Source organism: Mesorhizobium sp. U510 (genome assembly GCF_059180695.1).
This window is the reverse complement of the sequence record NZ_CP180532.1, coordinates 5,600,493-5,618,148: the sequence shown is the minus strand read 5'-3', so window position 1 is coordinate 5,618,148 and position 17,656 is coordinate 5,600,493. Positions and strand designations below refer to the sequence as shown.

General features: G+C 65.4%; 19 protein-coding genes. 8 read left to right on the top strand and 11 right to left on the bottom strand.

Features of this window, described 5'->3' with window-relative positions; translation table 11 throughout:
- Positions 1 to 139: 139 nt before the first annotated feature.
- The 5 genes from ACLGL5_RS29045 to ACLGL5_RS29025 form a co-directional block, all read right to left on the bottom strand.
- The gene (locus ACLGL5_RS29045; RefSeq protein ID WP_027047068.1) at positions 140 to 1,174 is read right to left on the bottom strand and encodes an ABC transporter substrate-binding protein; all 1,035 of its coding nucleotides are present in this window, start codon (positions 1,172 to 1,174) and stop codon (positions 140 to 142) included.
- Positions 1,175 to 1,293: 119 nt separating this feature from the next.
- A complete protein-coding gene (locus ACLGL5_RS29040; RefSeq protein ID WP_019859383.1) occupies positions 1,294 to 2,208 on the bottom strand; it encodes a sugar phosphate isomerase/epimerase family protein in 915 nt (304 codons plus the stop codon).
- A gap of 44 nt (positions 2,209 to 2,252) precedes the next feature.
- Complete coding sequence (locus ACLGL5_RS29035) at positions 2,253 to 3,788, bottom strand: mannitol dehydrogenase family protein (RefSeq protein ID WP_069092604.1); 1,536 nt, start codon at positions 3,786 to 3,788, stop codon at positions 2,253 to 2,255.
- A complete protein-coding gene (locus ACLGL5_RS29030) occupies positions 3,785 to 4,567 on the bottom strand; it encodes an SDR family oxidoreductase (protein ID WP_038647996.1) in 783 nt (260 codons plus the stop codon). The genes ACLGL5_RS29035 and ACLGL5_RS29030 overlap by 4 nt, the downstream gene beginning before the upstream one ends.
- A gap of 78 nt (positions 4,568 to 4,645) precedes the next feature.
- Positions 4,646 to 5,539: a MurR/RpiR family transcriptional regulator gene (locus tag ACLGL5_RS29025; protein ID WP_064981839.1), complete on the bottom strand. Its 894-nt coding sequence runs from the start codon at positions 5,537 to 5,539 to the stop codon at positions 4,646 to 4,648.
- A gap of 266 nt (positions 5,540 to 5,805) precedes the next feature.
- Between ACLGL5_RS29025 and ACLGL5_RS29020 the strand changes: the two genes are divergently transcribed.
- Positions 5,806 to 6,993: a Gfo/Idh/MocA family protein gene (locus tag ACLGL5_RS29020; RefSeq protein WP_069092603.1), complete on the top strand. Its 1,188-nt coding sequence runs from the start codon at positions 5,806 to 5,808 to the stop codon at positions 6,991 to 6,993.
- A 48-nt stretch (positions 6,994 to 7,041) separates the two neighbouring features.
- On the opposite strand, the gene ACLGL5_RS29015 is transcribed toward ACLGL5_RS29020, so the two are convergent.
- Entirely contained in the window at positions 7,042 to 7,512 is a 471-nt protein-coding gene (locus ACLGL5_RS29015) for an NUDIX hydrolase (protein ID WP_027047067.1), read from the bottom strand.
- 186 nt (positions 7,513 to 7,698) lie between these two features.
- Between ACLGL5_RS29015 and ACLGL5_RS29010 the strand changes: the two genes are divergently transcribed.
- A complete protein-coding gene (locus tag ACLGL5_RS29010; RefSeq protein WP_019859376.1) occupies positions 7,699 to 8,229 on the top strand; it encodes a sterol desaturase family protein in 531 nt (176 codons plus the stop codon).
- An 18-nt stretch (positions 8,230 to 8,247) separates the two neighbouring features.
- On the opposite strand, the gene rsgA is transcribed toward ACLGL5_RS29010, so the two are convergent.
- Positions 8,248 to 9,270 (bottom strand): ribosome small subunit-dependent GTPase A, encoded by a 1,023-nt coding sequence (rsgA, locus tag ACLGL5_RS29005; protein ID WP_245307180.1) that lies wholly within the window; start codon positions 9,268 to 9,270, stop codon positions 8,248 to 8,250.
- Between rsgA and ACLGL5_RS29000 the strand changes: the two genes are divergently transcribed.
- Positions 9,160 to 9,804: an excalibur calcium-binding domain-containing protein gene (locus ACLGL5_RS29000; protein ID WP_245307178.1), complete on the top strand. Its 645-nt coding sequence runs from the start codon at positions 9,160 to 9,162 to the stop codon at positions 9,802 to 9,804. The two genes, rsgA and ACLGL5_RS29000, sit on opposite strands and share 111 nt — an antisense overlap.
- Position 9,805: 1 nt before the next feature.
- Here ACLGL5_RS29000 and dinB read toward each other — a convergent pair whose 3' ends face one another.
- Complete coding sequence (gene dinB, locus ACLGL5_RS28995; protein ID WP_069092600.1) at positions 9,806 to 11,053, bottom strand: DNA polymerase IV; 1,248 nt, start codon at positions 11,051 to 11,053, stop codon at positions 9,806 to 9,808.
- A 207-nt stretch (positions 11,054 to 11,260) separates the two neighbouring features.
- On the opposite strand from dinB, the gene ACLGL5_RS28990 reads away from it, so the two are divergent.
- Positions 11,261 to 11,971 carry a DUF899 domain-containing protein gene (locus tag ACLGL5_RS28990; protein WP_027047066.1) on the top strand — a complete coding sequence of 237 codons (711 nt, stop codon included), beginning with the start codon at positions 11,261 to 11,263 and terminating at the stop codon, positions 11,969 to 11,971.
- A gap of 65 nt (positions 11,972 to 12,036) precedes the next feature.
- On the opposite strand, the gene ACLGL5_RS28985 is transcribed toward ACLGL5_RS28990, so the two are convergent.
- Positions 12,037 to 12,459, bottom strand: a complete 423-nt coding sequence (locus tag ACLGL5_RS28985; protein ID WP_064981832.1) for a winged helix-turn-helix transcriptional regulator — start codon at positions 12,457 to 12,459, stop codon at positions 12,037 to 12,039.
- 111 nt (positions 12,460 to 12,570) lie between these two features.
- Here ACLGL5_RS28985 and ACLGL5_RS28980 point away from each other — a divergent pair, with 111 nt between their 5' ends.
- The 4 genes from ACLGL5_RS28980 to ACLGL5_RS28965 all read left to right on the top strand — a co-directional run bounded on the left by ACLGL5_RS28980 (position 12,571) and on the right by ACLGL5_RS28965 (position 16,302).
- A complete protein-coding gene (locus tag ACLGL5_RS28980) occupies positions 12,571 to 13,158 on the top strand; it encodes a dihydrofolate reductase family protein (RefSeq protein ID WP_069092599.1) in 588 nt (195 codons plus the stop codon).
- Positions 13,159 to 13,280: 122 nt separating this feature from the next.
- On the top strand, positions 13,281 to 14,162 hold the full coding sequence (locus ACLGL5_RS28975) for an SDR family oxidoreductase (RefSeq protein ID WP_069092598.1): 882 nt from the start codon (positions 13,281 to 13,283) through the stop codon (positions 14,160 to 14,162).
- 105 nt (positions 14,163 to 14,267) lie between these two features.
- Positions 14,268 to 15,221 (top strand): alpha/beta hydrolase, encoded by a 954-nt coding sequence (locus tag ACLGL5_RS28970; RefSeq protein ID WP_019859366.1) that lies wholly within the window; start codon positions 14,268 to 14,270, stop codon positions 15,219 to 15,221.
- Between the two features lie 88 nt (positions 15,222 to 15,309).
- On the top strand, positions 15,310 to 16,302 hold the full coding sequence (locus ACLGL5_RS28965; protein WP_019859365.1) for a sigma-70 family RNA polymerase sigma factor: 993 nt from the start codon (positions 15,310 to 15,312) through the stop codon (positions 16,300 to 16,302).
- Here ACLGL5_RS28965 and ACLGL5_RS28960 read toward each other — a convergent pair.
- Positions 16,287 to 17,030, bottom strand: coding sequence for a 2OG-Fe(II) oxygenase (locus ACLGL5_RS28960; protein ID WP_069092597.1), 744 nt, complete (start codon positions 17,028 to 17,030; stop codon positions 16,287 to 16,289). The genes ACLGL5_RS28965 and ACLGL5_RS28960 overlap by 16 nt on opposite strands.
- Positions 17,027 to 17,581 carry a methylated-DNA--[protein]-cysteine S-methyltransferase gene (locus tag ACLGL5_RS28955; RefSeq protein WP_069092596.1) on the bottom strand — a complete coding sequence of 185 codons (555 nt, stop codon included), beginning with the start codon at positions 17,579 to 17,581 and terminating at the stop codon, positions 17,027 to 17,029. Before ACLGL5_RS28955 ends, ACLGL5_RS28960 begins: the two co-directional genes overlap by 4 nt.
- Positions 17,582 to 17,656 lie beyond the last annotated feature (75 nt).

Genomic DNA, 17,656 nt, shown 5'->3' with positions numbered 1-17,656 from the left:
TCGGCGCGTAGCGCCGAGACGGATGAGGGGTGTTCCAGCGGAGTGAGACGTCGGCATTCCCTGGAGCACCCCTCATCCGACCTCGCTTCGCGAGGCCACCTTCTCCCACAAGGGGAGAAGGAAGAAGCGCGTCCAGCCCTTACTCGCCCGGCCCCTTGCAGGCGACGATCTGGTCCTTCGTGTAGGTCGTCCAGTCCGGGATCGAGATCGAGACCGGCCATTCGGGGCTGAGCGACGGGTCGGCGGCAGCCTTCAGCTTGGCCTTGCCTTCCTCGGTGGCGTTTTCCCAGAGCTGCGGCTGCACCAGAACGGTCTGCTGTGCCGGCTTCTTGCCGTCGAGGATCTGCAGCGCCAGCGTCACGCCCGCGCCGCCGATCGAGCCGGGGTTGGTGACGGCAGCGCCGACGAGGCCCTTTACCGAGCTCAGCTGGCCGACGAAGCCGGCATTGTCGGCACCGACGATCGGCACCAGCGGCGCCTGCGATTCCACCAGCGCGTCGACGATGACGTTGTCGATGCCGGAGGTCCAGATGCCGTTGATCGGCGTTCCCGTCGACAGGAAGGAGAGGATCTGCTGCTTGGCCTGGTCTTGCTGCCAGCCGGTGAAGACTTCCTGCGCCACCTTCACGTCGGGGAATTCGGCCAGCGCCTTCTTGAAGCCTTTGTCGCGGTCGGAGTCAGCCGAAGCGCCGGCGGCGCCGCGCATGTAAAACACCTCGCCCTTGCCGCCCATCTGCTGGAACAGCCATTTGGCGCCGAGATAGGCATATTCCTCCTGGTTGTTGGAGATGATGTAGGCCGACGGCTCGGTGACCGCCTGGTCGACGGCAACGACGACGATGCCGGCCTTGGTGGCTTCCTCCAGGCCCGCCTTGATGCCGGCCGGATCGGCCGGGTTGACGACGATGGCGTCGACCTTGGCGCTGATCAGGTTGCGGATGTCTTCCAACTGGCCGGCGGCATCGGTGTTGCGGTGGGCGATGTTGAGTTTTGCCACCTCGCCGGAAGCCAGCGCCTGCGCCTTCATGGCGCAGACCATCTCCTCGCGCCAGCCATTGCCCTGCACGGTGTTGGAAATGCCGATCGTGTATTTGCCGGCGGCCGACGAGACGCCCATTGAGGCCAGCAAGGCAGCGCCCGCAAGGAGCGGGACCATGGTCAGGATTTTCTTCATTTCAGACTTCCTCCACATTGTTTTTCAGTTTCAATTCCAAGTCGTTGAGGCATGCCGTTCAGAAAGAGAGTCAGGCGGCTCAACTCGTTGTTCTCCGCATGTCGTTACCGGCATGCTTTTCACTTGACGTAGGGCCGCAGAACGTCGCGGGCGAGCAGAAAACCCCGCTTCACCTGCTCGTCGCTGCCTTCAAACCGCCTGTCCTCATGTTCGATGATGACCGATCCGTCATAGCCGGCGCGGTAGAGGCCGGAGAAGAAGCCGCTCCAGTCGACATCGCCCAGCCCCGGCATGCGCGGCACCTGCCAGCCTATCCCGGCCGAGAGGATTCCGCGCTCGTACAAACCATCATGATCAATCATCAAATCCTTGGCGTGGACATGCAGCATGTAGGGGCCGAATTCCCTGATGAAGCGGGCCTGGTCGATCATCTGCCAGACCAGGTGCGAGGGGTCGAAATTCATGCCGATATCGCCGCCCCAGGTCTCCAGGATGCGGCGCCAGACCTGCGGCGAATAGGCGATGTTGTGCCCGCCCGGCCATTCGTCATAGCTGAAGATCATCGGGCAATTCTCGAAGGCAAGCTTGATGCCATGGCCGCGCGCAAAAGCGACGATTTCGGGCCAGACTTTCAGCGCGTCCTGCCAGTTGACGTCGACGGTCTTGGACGCATCGCCGCCGCAGAAGGTGTTGACCACGGGCACGCCCATATTGGCGGCCAGCACGATCACCTTCTTCAGATGGCCGATCACCGCCTCGCGATGCGCGGCGTCGGGATGCAGCGGATTGGGATAGTAGCCGAGGCCTGAGATGGTCAGGTGCCTTTCCGCCAGCGAGGCGGTGATTTCTTTCGCCTTTGCGGGCGAGGTGGAGGCCGCGTCGATATGGCTGGTACCGGCATAGCGCCGCGTCGCACCGGAGGTTTTCGGCCAGCAGGCGATTTCCAGCGCCTCGAAGCCGGCAGAGCTGGCCCAGGCGGCGACATCGGCAAGCGGCGTCTCCGCGAAGGGTGCGGTGAGCAGTCCAAGTTTCATAGTGCCTCCCCTGGCCGTGTCTTCACGGTCGATGTTTATAATGCCTATTGTTTGGATCGTTTCAACCTTGCGGCCTCATCATGTTCGAGACTGTGCCGGACAGCCACCATCGGATCGTCCGAAAGCAGCTCGCCCAGCGCCGAAGTCACGGCCGCGCGAAACGCAGCGTTCGCGGCAAGGCCAGGGTCGAAGATCGTGTCGATGGCAAGGATGGCCGAAGCCAGAGCCGGTGCATCGCGGCCAGTGGCGTCGGCGATCTTGGCGACTTTGCCGGCATAGGGATCCGACACCGGCCAGCGTTTGCCGAAGCGGTCCGAGGCCTGGATCAGATAGGCCATCCAGCCGGAGACCGGCACCGACAGCAAGCCGATGGAGGCGCCCTGGCGCAGCCGGTCGCGGATCGGGTTGAGCAGGCGTTGCACGATCTTCTGCGAGCCATCGGTGGCGATCTGGTGGTTGCGGTGGCGGATCGCGGTGTTCTTCAGCCGGCCGAGGCTCTGCTCGACATAGGCCGGTGGATCCATGCCGGGCACCGGCATCAGCGTCGGCAGCGTCTGCTCGACCAGCATGCGCCTGATGAAGGCCGACAGCAGCGGGTCGGCGATGGCATCCGATGTATGCTCCAGCCCGGCCAGCACGCCGAGCGTGGCGAGCGTCGTCTGGGCGCCGTTCAACACCCGCATCTTGAGATGCTCGAACGGCGTGACGTCGTCGACGAAGGTCGCGCCGACCAGGTCCCAGCGCGGCACGCGGCCGGCGAATTTCTGCTCGATCACCCATTGCCGGAACGGCTCGCCGACGGCGACGGCGGCGTCGCGGTAGCCGAACCATTGCTCGACACTGTCGAGATCATCCTGCGTCACCGCCGGCGCGATGCGGTCGACCATGGCCGACGGGAAGGCGGCATTGGCCGCGATCCAGTCGGCAAGGCCATTGCCGCGCCGTTCGGCAAAGCTCCGCACGACGGTTTCCAGGATGACGCCGTTGGCCGGGATGTTGTCGCAGGAGAGCAGCGTCAGGGGCCGGCCATGCGTGGCCCGGCGCAGCTCCAGCGCCCGCGCGAGGATGCCGGGCACGCTGCGCGGCGCATGAGGTTTGGCGAGATCATGGACGATGTCGGGATGATCGAGATCGAGCGCGCCGCTCGACGGGATGTGGCAATAGCCTTTCTCCGTCACGGTCATCGTCACCAGTTCGATATCGCGCGAGGACAGCACCGTGAGTGCCGGTGCGGCACTTGCCTGGCTGTCCACCACCTTCACGATGCTGCCGATGACGCGAGCCTCGATATGGCTGTTTTCGCGAATCAGCCTTGTGTAGAGCCCGCTCTGCCGGCCGAGCGTGTCGGCAAGGGTGGGCGGACGGATATTGATGCCGACAACGCCCCAGCGGTCGAACTGGCGCGCCAGCAAATCATCGGTGTATTCGGCCTGGTGGCAGCGGTGGAACGCGCCGACGCCGAGATGCGCCATGCCAGGCGCAAGAGTTGCCCGGTCATATCCAGGCGTCCGGACAGCGGCCGGAAGCTGATCCAGCAAGGCCGGCCCGAGCGTTTCCGGCGCTGTCGAAGCGGCGTTCACCGGTTCGCCCCGATCACCGACTGCTCCTGGTCGATCACGGCGCCGGTCATCGGCCCGGCCGCGTCGGAAAGCAGGAAGACGGCAAGGTTGGCGATATCGTCCGGCTTGAGCAGCCTGCCGAAAGGCTGCGCGGCATTGGCGGCGTCGAGCCAGCCCGGACCGTGGCCCAGCGTCTCGGCCTGCATCACGCGTTCGGCCGGCGTGTCGGTCCAGCCGACATTGATGCCGTTGACGCGGATGCGGTCGAAACGGTGGGCGTTGGCGGCGTTCTTGGTCAGCGTCGCAAGCGCACCCTTGGTGGCGGAATAGACGGCGAGTTCGGGGGAGCCGCAATGGGCGTTGATCGACAGGATGTTGACGATGGCGCCGGGCTCCCCGCGCTTCCTCATGTCGGCAATCGCCGCCTGCATCAGGAAGAACGGCGCGCGCGCATTGACGGCGAACAGCGAAGCCCAGTCGTCGAGGCTGGCATCGAGGAAGGAAGCGCGGTCGGTCAGGCCGGCGGCGTTGACGAGGCCATCGATGCGGCCGAAGCGGTCGATGCAGGCCTGCGCCAGCAGGACAGGGGCCTGCGGGTCTCCAAGGTCGGCGGCGACGAAGACGGTCGGCGTCCCGATGGCCGACAGTTCCGCCGCCACGGCGTCGCCGCGCTTGCCGTCGCGTCCGGTGATCAGCAGCCCGCCGGCGCCGGCGTGCGCCAGCGCCTCGGCGATGGCGCGGCCGATGCCTTGCGTCGCGCCGGTGACCAGCACGACCTTACCTTGGAGATGAAGCTCCATTCCTCCTCCCGGAACAAAGTTTCTATTTTTTAAAATATGGAACGGCAATTCCCGATAGTCAATTGTGCCAGCAGCGCCTCATGCGCCGCGTTTTGCCGCGACGCCTTGGACCAGCGCCATGCCGACCGCCAGAGACGCCGCCAGCGAGCGGAAGCCGGCGAAGTCGGACTCCACGACTTCCAGCCAACTGTCCGACAAAGCGATCAGCGGGCTGAAGGTGCTGTCGGTGATGGTGACGATGCGGGCCTTGCGTTCATGCGCCACCGCGACAAGGTCGGGCGTGATCGAATTGTAGGGGCTGAAGGAAACGGCCAGCACGGCATCTCGGCCGCCGATGCAGCCGACCTGGTCGAGCGCGGAGGAGCCGACATTGTCGACCAGCACATTGCGCACGCCTTGCTGCGACAAGGTCAGCGACAGATAGGCGGTGACCGGGAAGGCGCGCTTGGAGCCGATGACATAGATCAGCTCGGCCGCCGCCAGCAGCGTCACCATCTTCTCGAAGCTCTCGACGTCGAAGCCGGTCTCGATGCGGCCGAGCGAGGCCTGCGAGGCGCCGACCATGCCGCGCAGGAAATGCATGGCGGCGTTGGGTTCGACCTCGGCGCGCGGCTCGCCGCGCGCTTCCGGCCAGGAGCCCTTTACGTGTTCCTTGAACAGGCCCTGGAAATCGGAAAAGCCGGAATAGCCGAAGATCTGGGCAAAGCGCACCAGCGTCGAGGGCTGCACGCCCGCCTGTGCCGCCACCTGGGCGATGGTGCCGAGTGCGACATCGCTCGGATGCTGCCACATGAAGATCGCCACCTGGCGCAGCCGCTTGGGAAAATGCACGGTGCCGGAGGAGAGCACAGCGCGCAGTTCCTCATAGGTCTGCGGCTTGATGTAGCCCAACGCCGCCAGCGAGCGCCCGCGCTTGCGCGTCGCCGCCTCGTCGGCATGAGATCGTCCCGAAGATTTGCCCGCCCCACTCATGATCGCAGGCTAGCGTGGCACAATCGTATTACAATACGGAAATTGGAAATTGTGTTCGAAAGTGTTAGGCCTCACCGTCGTCATCCTAGGGCGAAGCAGGAGCGAAGCTCCGTCGCGGAGACCCTAGGATCCATGCCGTGACGGAAGGGAAAATTCCGCACCGTCGCAACGCCTTGAAGTCACGGCATGGATCCTGGGGACTGCGCCGCGTCGCTGCGCTCCTTGCTCCGCCCCAGGATGACGAAGTGATAGGTGGAGGAGAAAACATGGTCTACGCAACATCGGATGGGTCGGCGGGCAAGCGCCTGAGGGTCGGCATGGTCGGCGGCGGCCGCAATGCCTTCATCGGCGCCGTGCATCGGCTGGCCATGCGCCTCGACGACCAGATCGTGCTGGTGGCCGGTGCGCTGTCCTCCGACCCGGAGAACGCCGCCGCCTCGGCCGCCGAGATCGGCATCGCGCCGGAGCGCAGCTATGCCGATTATCACGCCATGGCGCTGGCGGAAGCCGGGCGCCCTGATGGCATCGAGGCGGTCGTCATCGTCACGCCCAACCATCTGCACGCACCGATTGCCACCGCCTTCCTCGAGGCGGGCATCGATGTGATCTGCGACAAGCCGCTGTCGACGACGCTCAGCGACGCCGAGGCGCTGGTGACGCTGGCGCGCGCCAAAAAACGCCGCTTCGTCGTGACGCTGAACAACACCGCCTACGCCATGGTCCGGCAGGCGCGCGAAATGGTGATGGCGGGCGAACTCGGGCGGATCGTGTCGGTGCATGGCGCCTACATCCAGGACTGGCTGACCAAGCCGATCGACGCCGAGGGCCAGAAGCAGGCGGAATGGCGCACCGATCCGGCGCGGGCAGGGCAGTCGGCGGTGCTGGCCGATATCGGCGTGCATGCCTTCAATCTGGCGAGCTATATTTCGGGTCGTGAGGCCGAGGCGGTGTCGGCGGACCTGTTCACCGCGGTGCCCGGACGCCGGCTCGACGACAATGCGCATGTCATGGTGCGCTGGGCTGATGGAGCACGCGGCACGATCCTGGCCAGCCAGACATCGCCCGGCCACTACAATGATCTGTCCGTGCGCATCTATGGCGACAAAGCCGGGCTCGAATGGTCGGGCGGGCGGCCGGAGGAACTGCGCTTCTCGCGCTATGGCGAGGAAACCCGCACGCTGGTGCGCGGCGGCCATGGTTCGACCGAAGAAAGCCGGCGCGTCTCGCGCATGCCGGCGGCGCATCCGGAAGGCTATATCGAGGCCTTCGCCAATTTCTACCGCGACGCCGCCGACATCATCCGCGCGCATCGCTCCGGTGGCGTGCTCGATGCCGCGCGTGCGGCGCGGGTGCCGGACGTTGTCGATGGCGCGCGTGGCGTGAAGTTCGTCGCGGCGGCGGTGGAGTCGAATGCGGCGGGTGGCGCGTGGACTGCGGCGCGGTTTGCGGGGTGACAGCCGATCTCCCCTACGAAGGGAGATTGGCAGCTTTGCCGCCGGCAATCACCCGATCCCCAGCCGCTTCGCCAGATCCGACAGCATCGGGCGCTGGCCCTGCAGAAGTTTTACCTCCGCCTCCGGCAGGCTGAACCAGCCGGCCCTGTCGACCTCCGGAAATTCTTTCATCGACCCAGATCGCGGCGGCCATTCCATGGTGAAGCTGTTGCTCTTGATCGTGGCGACATCGATCTCGGTGCTAGCCTCGACCGACCAGGCAATGACGATCTTGCCGCCCGGTTGCTTGTAGTCGCCGAGGCGCGCGAAGGGGCCGTCGATTGTGATGCCGAGCTCTTCCCCGGTCTCGCGTTGCGCTGCCGCCAGTTCGTCCTCGTCCTCGTCGACGAGGCCTTTCGGGATCGACCAGGCGCCGTCGTCCTTCTTTGCCCAGAACGGGCCGCCCGGGTGAACCAGAAGCACCTGGATATCCCCATCGTTTCGACGATAAATCAGCAGGCCCGCACTGCGTTTTGCCATTTTTGCATGTCCGTTTGCGGCGCCGGTGCAGGCCCGCCGATTCTTCGAGTCGATCATGCGTGCTGAACTTGCACCGGGAAATTGCGACGCTATGTCAGATGCATCTGCATTGCACCTCATCCGCGAGTTCGGCAATCTGATAGCATCGATTCTGGGGCGGCGTCGAAATCAGTTGGGGCGTCCGGAATGCAACTCGGTCTGATCGGCTACTACAGCGATTTCGTGGTCTATCCGCTGGTGATCGCCCTTCTGGGCGTGGCCGGGCTGATCGAGGCCGGGGAGGAGAGTGCGCCGGACTGGATCGGCACGGTGGTGATCTGTCTCGGCCTTTGGACGTTGATCGAATACGTCCTGCACCGCTTCGTCCTGCATCATGTTCCCTACATCAGGGATCTGCACGACCGTCATCACGTCGAAGAGCGCAGTCCGGTGGGCACGCCGACCTGGCTCAGCCTGGGCGTGCATGCGTTGATCGCGCTGCCCATCTGGTTGCTCTCGGATTTCGCGACCGCCAGCGCGGTCGGCTGCGGGCTGATGCTGGGCTATCTCTGGTACATCAGCGTCCACCACATGATCCACCACTGGCATCCCGCCCATCCCAGCTATCTCTACACGCTCAAGCGCCGCCACGCGGTGCATCACCATATCGACGACAACGCCAATTTCGGCGTGACGTCGCTTTTCTGGGATCGGGTTTTCGGCACGGCCCGGCTTTGAGGGCAGTAGAGCAGCCGTTCAACGTCGCTTGCCGCGGCCGGCGGGTGACTTGGCGCCGCGAGGTCCCGTCTGAACCGGCGTGTTGTTCTGGTTTTCGTCGGACAGTTTGCGCCAGCGGGCCAGGCGCTCCGGATCGAGCGTGCCGGCCTTCGACGCTGCCTGCACCGCGCAGCCCGGCTCGTGCATATGCGTGCAGTCGCGGAACTTGCACAGCGGCGCCAACTCGGTGATTTCGGCGAACAGCGTGTCGATGCCGTAGGCGACGTCGCTGACCTGCAGCGTGCGCATGCCCGGCGTGTCGATCACCCAGCCGCCACCGGCAATGGCATGCAGCGACCGCGCCGTGGTGGTGTGGCGTCCCTTGGCGTCGTGTTCGCGAATGGCGCCGGTCTGCTGCGGTGATTGCTGCGCGGATCCGGCCAACGTGTTGACCAGTGTCGATTTGCCGACGCCGGAGGAACCGATCAGCGCCACCGTCTGCCCCGCGCCGCACCAGGCCGCGAGTGCGCCCGCGGCGTCCGCGATGCGCGGGTTCAGCGTCACCACGGCCAATCCGCGCTGCAGCGCGGCGGCTTGCTTCCGGTACGCCTCGGCGTCCTCAGCCGTATCGGCCTTGGTCAACAGGATCACAGGCGTCGTTCCGGCCTCGTTGGCCAGCGCCAGATAGCGTTCGAGCCGGGCGATGTTGAAGTCGGCATTGCAGGACGTGACGATGAACAGCGTGTCGACATTGGCGGCGGCCAGCTGTGGCCCCCTGCCGCCCTGGACGCGGCGTTCCAGAACCGTCTTGCGGGTCAGGCGACGCCGCAGAAGGTGACTGTGCGGCTCGACCAGCACCCAGTCGCCGACGGCGTAGTCGCCGGTGGTGGCCTGCGGCGCCAGGGACAGGTCGGTTTGTCCCGTCTGCGACAGGCCGCTCAGCCGGTCTCGATGGACCATGGCAATGCGGGTCGGGATGAGGTCTGCATCGCCCGGTTCAAGCTGGTCGCCGAAAAATTCCGACCATCCAAGGCCGGCAAGGGAGGGGGAAGAGGCCGTCACGGCTTCGACCAAGGGCACGGCGTCGCTGACATCGGACAGTATTCCCGGCAGGATGGGAGAGGCGCGGACCTCTCGGGATGGGCGATCCGCCCGTCCCGCTGTATGGGCGGCACGGCGGGGTTTGGCAAGCGTTGCCGGTTGTCGCAACAGCCCGGTGAAGATAGATTTGTGTCGGGGTCTGAAGCAGGGGGCGCGCCGGGAATGCTTCTGCCATTCTTGCATTGGCCTGCAACTCGTCGCCACGGCAGGCTGAAATATCTGGCTCTTTTCGCGCCGTTCATCCTCTTGTCCGGCTACATCGCCTATGGCTTTGTCGGCATCCAGATTGACTCGCCGCTCGCCGCCTTAAGGCACTTTGCCGCGTTCCCCAACTGTGCGGCCGCCCGCGCCATCGGGCTTGCTCCCGCGCGCAGGGGACAGCCGGGCTATTGGCCGACGCATGATGCCGACAAGGACGGGATCGCCTGTGAGCCTTGGCATGGGGGAAGCGGCAGCGGCGTCAGCGTGCATCGCTATTGGCGGACCGGCAGATAGCTCACAGTTCCTTTTCCGCCAGTTCCCTGAATTCGTCGGGCACGGAGCGCGCCGCTTCCAGCGCCACCGTGCCGTAGCCGACGGCCTGCTTGCCGAAGCGTTCGCGGATCTTGTCGATGGCGCGGTCGGCGCCGAAGCGGGCGAGGCCTTTTTTGCTGCCGGGCCGGCGCTTCTCGTCGGCGAGGCCAAGCGGCAGGTCGAGCTGCAGTTCCGCGCTTTCCTCCAGATGCGAGACCGAGATCGCCAGCAGCGAGATGGTCTTTTCGCGTGAATGGTCGGCGAGCACGCCGCGCACAAGGTCGCCGGCGATCTCGGCCAGCATGGTGGTCGCCGAGATAGGCTGATCCAGCGTGATCGAACGCGTGACGGCGCTGAGATCGGCAAAGCGCACGCGCACCGTCACCGTGCGGCCCGGCCGCGCCTTGGCGCGTAGCCGGCTGGCGACGCGGTCGGCCAGATGCAGCAGCGTCGGCACGATCACCTGCGCCACGGCAGGCTTTTGCCCAAGCGCCGATTGCGCGCCGGCCGAGTGTGCCCGGCGCCCGGTCTCCAGTTTCCGCGGATCGCGGTTCCATGCGAGAGCGGCGAGCTTTTCGCCGGCGGCGGGACCGAGCAGCCGCGTCAGCGCGCCGCTATGCGTCCTGGCCAGCTCGCCGATGGTCTCGATGCCGATTTCGGCCAGCCGCGCCTTGGTCGCCGGACCGACGCCCCACATCAACGAGACCGGCAAATCGTGCAGGAAGGCCAGTTCGTTGCCGGGGTCGACCACCACCAGCCCGTCGGGCTTGGCGACCTGCGAGGCGATCTTGGCCAGATGCTTGGTGCGGGCGACGCCGATCGAGATCGGCAGGCCGAGTTCGGCCCGTACGCGGCGGCGGATCGCCGTGGCGATCTCTTGCGGCTGCCCGAACAGATGCGTGCAGCCGGCGACATCGGCGAAGGCCTCGTCGATGGAAATGCGCTCGACCACCGGCGTGAAATCGTCGAGCACCTTGATCGCCGCGTCGCCCAGCCGCTGGTAGTGGCTGAAATTGCCGCCAACGAAGATCAGTTGCGGGCAAAGCTCGCGCGCCTTGCGCCCCGGCATGCCGCCGCGCACGCCGAAGGCGCGCGCTTCATAGGAGGCGGCGAGCACCACGCCGCCGCCGACCGCGATCGGCTTGCCGCGTAGCGACGGGTCGAGCAGCTGCTCGACCGAGGCATAGAAGGCATCGAGATCGGCATGCAGGATGGTGGCTGTCGTTTCCATCCGGCTGCATATCCGCGGTTGCTGATGGATCGGAACAAATAGAGAACATAACATGTACATCTGTCAAGCGGCATGTCCGTGTCCGGCTGTATCGCCTGCTATCTTCCCGCGAAAATTGCGCGGCCCATGTCGGATCGCGGTTTTCAACTACGTCTTCAAGACGGGCAACGAGGCTGTCAGCATGCCTGAATGCGGAAGGAGCACGACATGACCGACCACATCATCGCGCCTTACTCGGACTGGTTTGAAGCGCACAAATCGCATCTCGCAAAGGAGAAGGCGTTGACCCGACAGCGTCAACAACTCGCGGCGGAGCGGCGCGCGCTGCCGTGGCTGCGCATCGACAAGCTCTACGAGTTCGATACGACCCAGGGCAGGAAATCGCTGGCCGATCTCTTCGGGGGTCGCAGCCAGTTGATCATTTATCACTTCATGTTTCCGCCCAATGCGGACTATCGCTGCACCGGCTGTTCATTCCTTTGCGACCACATCGACGCCGCCAACCAGCATCTCAGGCATCACGACGTCTCCCTGGTCGTCTGCGCGCGCGCTCCCCTGGCCGAGCTCATGGATTTCAAGGCGCGGATGAATTGGCAGTTCGATTGGGTTTCGTCATTCGGCAGCGATTTCAATTTCGACTTCCAGGTGTCGTTCACCGAGGACCAGATCAAGTCGGGCAAGGTGCTGTTCAATTTCGAAGAGGTCGCGATGAAAGGCAGGGATCGCGGCGGCGCGACCGTTTTCTACAGGGATGACGATGGCACGATCTACTGCACTTTCCAGGTGCGGAGCCGGGGCGGCGAGAACCTGATCGGGACCTATAGCTATCTCGACCTCACTCCCATCGGCCGCAATGAAAACGGGCCGTCACATACGCTGGGCGATTGGGTTCGCCTTCACGACGAGTATGATGGCTGACGATCCGTTATCGCCGCGCGGTTGGGGCGCCTCGGCCTCGCGGCATCCTTCAAGAGTTTCGGCGATCATGTGTTCGCCAGATGTTCGGCCCGCAGCGCCGCCTTCATCCGTTCCAGCGCCGGCTCGCCGCCGGCCGCCAGTTCGTCGGCGGTGCGGGCGAGCTGATCGTCGGCCTTGCGGTGCTTGCTGCCCCACGCGCCGAGCGTGGCCAGCACCGGCAACAGGTCGATGCCGGCTTCCGTCAGCCGGTAGATCGCCTTCAGCCCGTGGCTCGGATCGTCGCTGCGGGTGAGGATGCCTTCGTCCTGTAGGGTCTGCAGCCGCTCGGCCAGCGTGCGCGAGGAGATGCCTTCATCCGATTGCAGGAATTCGCGAAAATGCGTTTTCCCGGCGAAGACCAGATCGCGGATGATGAGCAGCGTCCAACGGTCGCCGAGCAGTTCCAGCGACAGGCTGATGGGGCAGCCGGACCTTTCGCGCGTCGACATGTCTATGGTTCCATTTTTAAATCACTTTACTCTTGACACCATTTTTGCCTTGCGTCAATGGTTCCAAAAGTAAAGCAATTTTCTTTGAGCCGGACAGACGAGGAGACGTCGATGAAGAAGCTTATCTTGCAGATGCAGATCTCGGTCGACGGTTTTGTCGGCGCCAATGACGACCATCGCTGGCAGCTCTGGGAATGGGGCGACGACATCGGCTGGGACGAGGAGCTGAAGCAGGATTTCAACACAGTCTTCGCCGGCATCGACACCATCCTGCTCAGCCGCAAGATGGCCGAGGAGGGCTATCTCAGCCATTGGGGCAATGCGGCGAAGAAGTTTCCACGCGATCCGTTCTACGCCTTCGCCCGGCGCGTCGTGGAGGTCCGGAAGGTGGTGCCGAGCGACAGGTTGAAAACCTCGCGCTGGGAGCGCACGGCGGTGGTGAGCGGCGACCTGCCGCGTGAGGTCGAGGCGCTGAAGGGAGGCGAGGGCGGCGACATCATCGTCTTCGGCGGCGCCGGCTTTGCCTCGTCGCTGATCGCGGCCGGACTGGTCGACGAGTTCCAGCTGTTCATCAATCCGGCCGTGCTGGGTGCCGGCCGCCGCATCTTCGACCAGGGCGGTTTTCGTAACCTCCGGCTGCTCGGCTCGAAAGCCTATGCCTGCGGCATGGTGGTCAACCGCTACGCCCCGGCGCGGTGAGGGGGCACGGCGAAGGTTCCCGTCAAAAGACTGTGTGGGCAGAATCCTTTGCCCTCGTCTCTTCGTCTTCAAGGTGCGGTCGCCGGTGGGGCGGCCGCCTCAATCCAGACGGAGAGATGACGATGATCCTGGTGACGGGTGCCACGGGGCTGAACGGCAAGGCGATCGTGCACGAGTTCGCGCGGCAGGGGCATGAGGTGAGGGCGCTGGTGCGCGATGCGGACCGGGCGTCAGTGGCGGGGCTCGGCGGCCTTGTCGGCGTCGAACTGGTCGAGGGCGACATGCGCCTGGCGGACACGCTGGGCGCGGCACTCGACGGCATCGACCGCGTGCTGATGATTTCGACCGCCGCCGACGACATGACGGAAACGCAGTGCCGTTTCATCGATGCCTGCGGCCGGGCCGGCGTCGCGCATGTGGTGAAGTTCTCCGGCGCCGAATCCAACATCGGCTACGATGCGACGAGGTTCCGCTTCACCCGCATGCATGAGGAGGTCGAACGCTATCTGGAGGGGGCCGGCATGGCATGGACGCATCTGCGCCCCAGCCAGTTCATGCAGGTCTACCTGCGCGATGCACCGACCATTGCCGCCGAGGGCGCCTTCTATCTCGCGCTCGGCGAGACCGAACTGTCGCCGGTCGATGTCGAGGATATCGCCAAGGTGGCCTTCCGGCTGCTGCGCGATGGCGGCCATGAAGGCGAGAGTCTCGATATGACCGGGCCGCAGGCGCTGACGATGAGCGATATCGCCGCACTGATATCGCAGGCGATCGGCAAGCCGGTTCGCTATGTCGATGTCAGCCCCGCAGAGCGGCGGCGCAACCTGCTGGCCAGCGGCGTCCCGGCCGGCTTTGCCGATGCGCTGGACGAACAACTGGCCGAGCGGCTGCGACGGCCGAAATCGCGGGTGCATCTGGTGACGCACGACATGTTCGGTGTGCGGCCGACTCCGTTCGTCGAATTCGCCCAACGCCACGCCGCGATGTTTCGGGGTGAGGGCTAGCCGGGGCGGAAAATCGTCCGCGGCGACGTATCCTTTTTGTCGGCCCATCCGTCTCTGCTTCTCGAAAGGTCGCGCGGTCCGCGATCCGTAACCCAGGAGAGCATCATGGCGAGCATCGAGAGCGAAGCAAACAGGAACCACTACGCGGCGATCGGCGCCAATGCCGGCAAAATGAGCCCGCAGGCGTTCGTCGAGTTCAACGATGCCAGTTGGACGGCGCTGACCGGCGAACCCGGCGGCGTCGACTATGTCGAGGTGGATGCCGGCGGCGTGCCTGCGCTATGGGTCGTGCCGAAGGGCGCGGACGAGCGGCGGGTGCTGTTTTATGCGCATGGCGGCGGCTTCGTCGGCGGCTCGATCTACACCCATCGCAAGCTGGTCGGCCATCTGGCCAAGGCCGTCGGCTGCCGGGCCTTGCTCTATGGCTATCCGCTGGCCGACCAGGCCAAGTATCCGGCCCAGCTCGAGGCGGCGATGACAGCCTGGGACTGGCTCATAGACCAGGACTTCGACACCAGGCGGATCGCGCTTGCCGCGGATTCCTGCGGCGCGGTGCTGACCTATGGCGTCCTGCAGCGGCTGCGCGCGCGGGAGCGGCCGCTGCCGGCCGCCACGCTGATCATCTCCGGCTGGTTCGACATGGCGCTGACCGCCACCAGTTACGAAACCAACCGTGAAAAGGATCCCTTCTTCGCCAAGGGAGGCGTCGACTGGCTGGTGACCAACTTCATCGGCGACTACGATCGGCTCGATCCGGAGGTCAGCCCGCTCTATGCCGATTTGAGTGGCTTTCCGCCGGTCTTCCTGCAGGCCGGCGCCGACGAGACGCTGGTCGACGAAAGCCGCATGTTCGCCGAGCGCGCGCGGCAGGCAGGCGTCGAGACGCGCCTCGACGTCTTCGACGACATGCTGCACTCCTTCCAGATGATGGCCGGCCGGGCGCCGGAGGCCGACGACGCGATCGGCCGCCTCGCCGCCTGGGTGCGGCCGAGGCTCGGGCTGCCGGATGCCGGTGACAATGCCGTCAGCGGCAAGGTCGCCGGCGGCAAGGCGGCGTAGGCATGAGAGGGCCGATCGGGTCGCACTTCGGGCTTGTGGATGCGCAGCGCTTGCGCAATGCTGCGGTGACGCTGAGCGACGTGCCGCGATGAACCAGCAGATCCGCAATTCCCCTGAGACGAGGCAAGGCATCGAGCCGCGCCTCGACCCCGAAGGCCTGTTCGACCTGCGCTACAGGGCGTTCCTGGAGACGGTCTCGCATTTGCGCGTCCGTCTGCACCGCTATTGCGCGCGCATGACCGGCTCGGCCCTCGATGGCGAGGACATCATGCAGGAGGCGCTGTTCGAGGCCTATCGCAAGATCGGGCTGCTCGACGACACACAGGCGCTGCGGCCGTGGCTGTTCCGCATCGCACATAACAAGTGCATCGACTTCATCCGCACCCGCCGCACGCGGCTCAAGGCCGAAGCTGGCTATGCCAGCGATGAGATCGTGCTGCCGGTCGAACCCGCCGGTGCGGGCGCCGGCCGCGCCATCGAAAGGCTGGTGGTGCACCTGCCGCCGAAGGAGCGCGCCTGCGTGCTGCTCAAGGATGTCTTCGACCATTCGCTGGAGGAGATTGCCGGCCTGGTCGGTTCGACATCGGGGGGCGTCAAGTCGGCACTCAATCGCGGCCGGGCCAAGCTCGCCGCCTTGCCGGCGCAACCGGTCGCGGCGCCGGCGCACGATCCCGAACTGGAGCGGCTGCTTGGCCGCTATGTCGAGCTCTTCAATGCCAGGGACTGGGACGGGGTGCGGGCGCTGACCAGCGCCGACGCCCAGTTGCGGGTTTCGGACTGCTACAACGGCCTGCTCTCCGACTCGCCCTATTTCGTCGAGTATGAGCGCGGCGAGCCCTGGCGCATGCGGCCAGATACGATCGAAGGGGAGGCCGTGCTGGTCGTCGACAGGCTGCATGGCGAGGTCTGGCGGCCAGCCTATTTCGTGCGCGTCCACGCCGACGGCGGCGTCATCGACCGCATTGCCGACTATTATGCCTGCCCGTGGATCCTGGAGATGGTCTTCGGCGACGCGGAACGAGGCGGCGCTTTCCCTTCTCCACAAGGGGGGAAGGTAAGAAACGCTCACTTCGCATCGTGAAAAATGATGCCGACCGTGTGGCGCATGCCTGAGCGCAGGCGGCTGACACCGTGGCGCAGGTTGACGCGGTAGTTGCCCTTGGTTCCCTGCACCGGCCGGTTGTGGACGGCGAAGGCCACGGCGTCGCCCTGGCGCAAGGGCACCACCTCGACCCGGCTCTGCATGCGCGGCCGCTGCTCGGTCAGTGCGAATTCACCGCCGGTGAAATCTTCGCCCGGCTCGGAAAGCAGGATCGCCACCTGCAGGGGAAAGGCGAGGTCGCCATAGAGATCCTGGTGCAGGCAGTTGAAGTCGCCGGGGACATATTGCAGCAAAAGCGGCGTCGGCCTGACCTGGCCCGCGGCGTGGCACTGGTCGAGAAATTCGGCATGCGTGGCGGGGTAGCGCAGGGGGATCGCCATGCGCTCGTTCCAGCGGTTGGCGACCTCGGCCAGCCTGGGATAGAGCGCGCTGCGCAGGCCGCCGACGAGGTCGGGCAAGGGATAGCGGAAGTAGCGGTATTCGCCCTTGCCGAAACCGTGCCTGGCCATGTGGATGTGGCTGCGGAAATGCTCTTCCTTGATGTAGAGGCCGGCGATCTGCCGGCACTCCTCAGGCGAGAGCAGTTTTTGCATCACCGCGCAGCCGAAGCCGTCGAGCTCGGCGGCCAGCGCTGGCCAGTCGTAAATGGCGACGCGTGTTTCGGCGGCTTCCACCGCCGCTGTGGCAACCTTGGCATGGGCGTTCATATCGCGGCCTCCTTGTCGAGCAGAGCGCGCTTGCGTTCGATGCCCCAGCGGTAGCCCGACAGCGTGCCGTCGGCGCGGACCACGCGGTGGCAGGGAATGCCGAGCGCGATGGCGTTGGCGGCGCAGGCGGTCGCCACGGCGCGCGCGCCGTACGGCTGGCCAAGGCGCCGGGCAAGCGCGGTGTAGGTGATGGTGGCGCCGCAAGGGATGGCGCGCAGCACCTCCCACACCCTTTGCTGGAATGGCGTGCCGTGGCGTATGTCGAACGGCAGGTCGAGGCCGGCGCCCGGCGTTTCGATGAAGCGGGCAATCGCGGCGAGATCATCGTGGAGGGCACCCTTGTCTTCGACCAGCACCTTGCCGGGAAAGCGGTCGGCGAGGTCCTGCTCCAGCGCGTCGGCGTCCGAGCCGATCAGGATGGCGCAGACGCCGATCGCGCTGCGCGCCGCGAGGATCTTGCCGATCGCGGATTGGCCGACGGCGTAGGCGATGGCGTCGAGGGTGGCAGCGTTGCTGGCTGTCGCGGGCATGTGGGTTTGCATCGGGTTCATTGTCTTCACTCCTGTGTCTGTGGCTGAACCCTAGCTGTGTGCCTTGCGTCCCTCACTCCGATGCTTGCTTTCAAA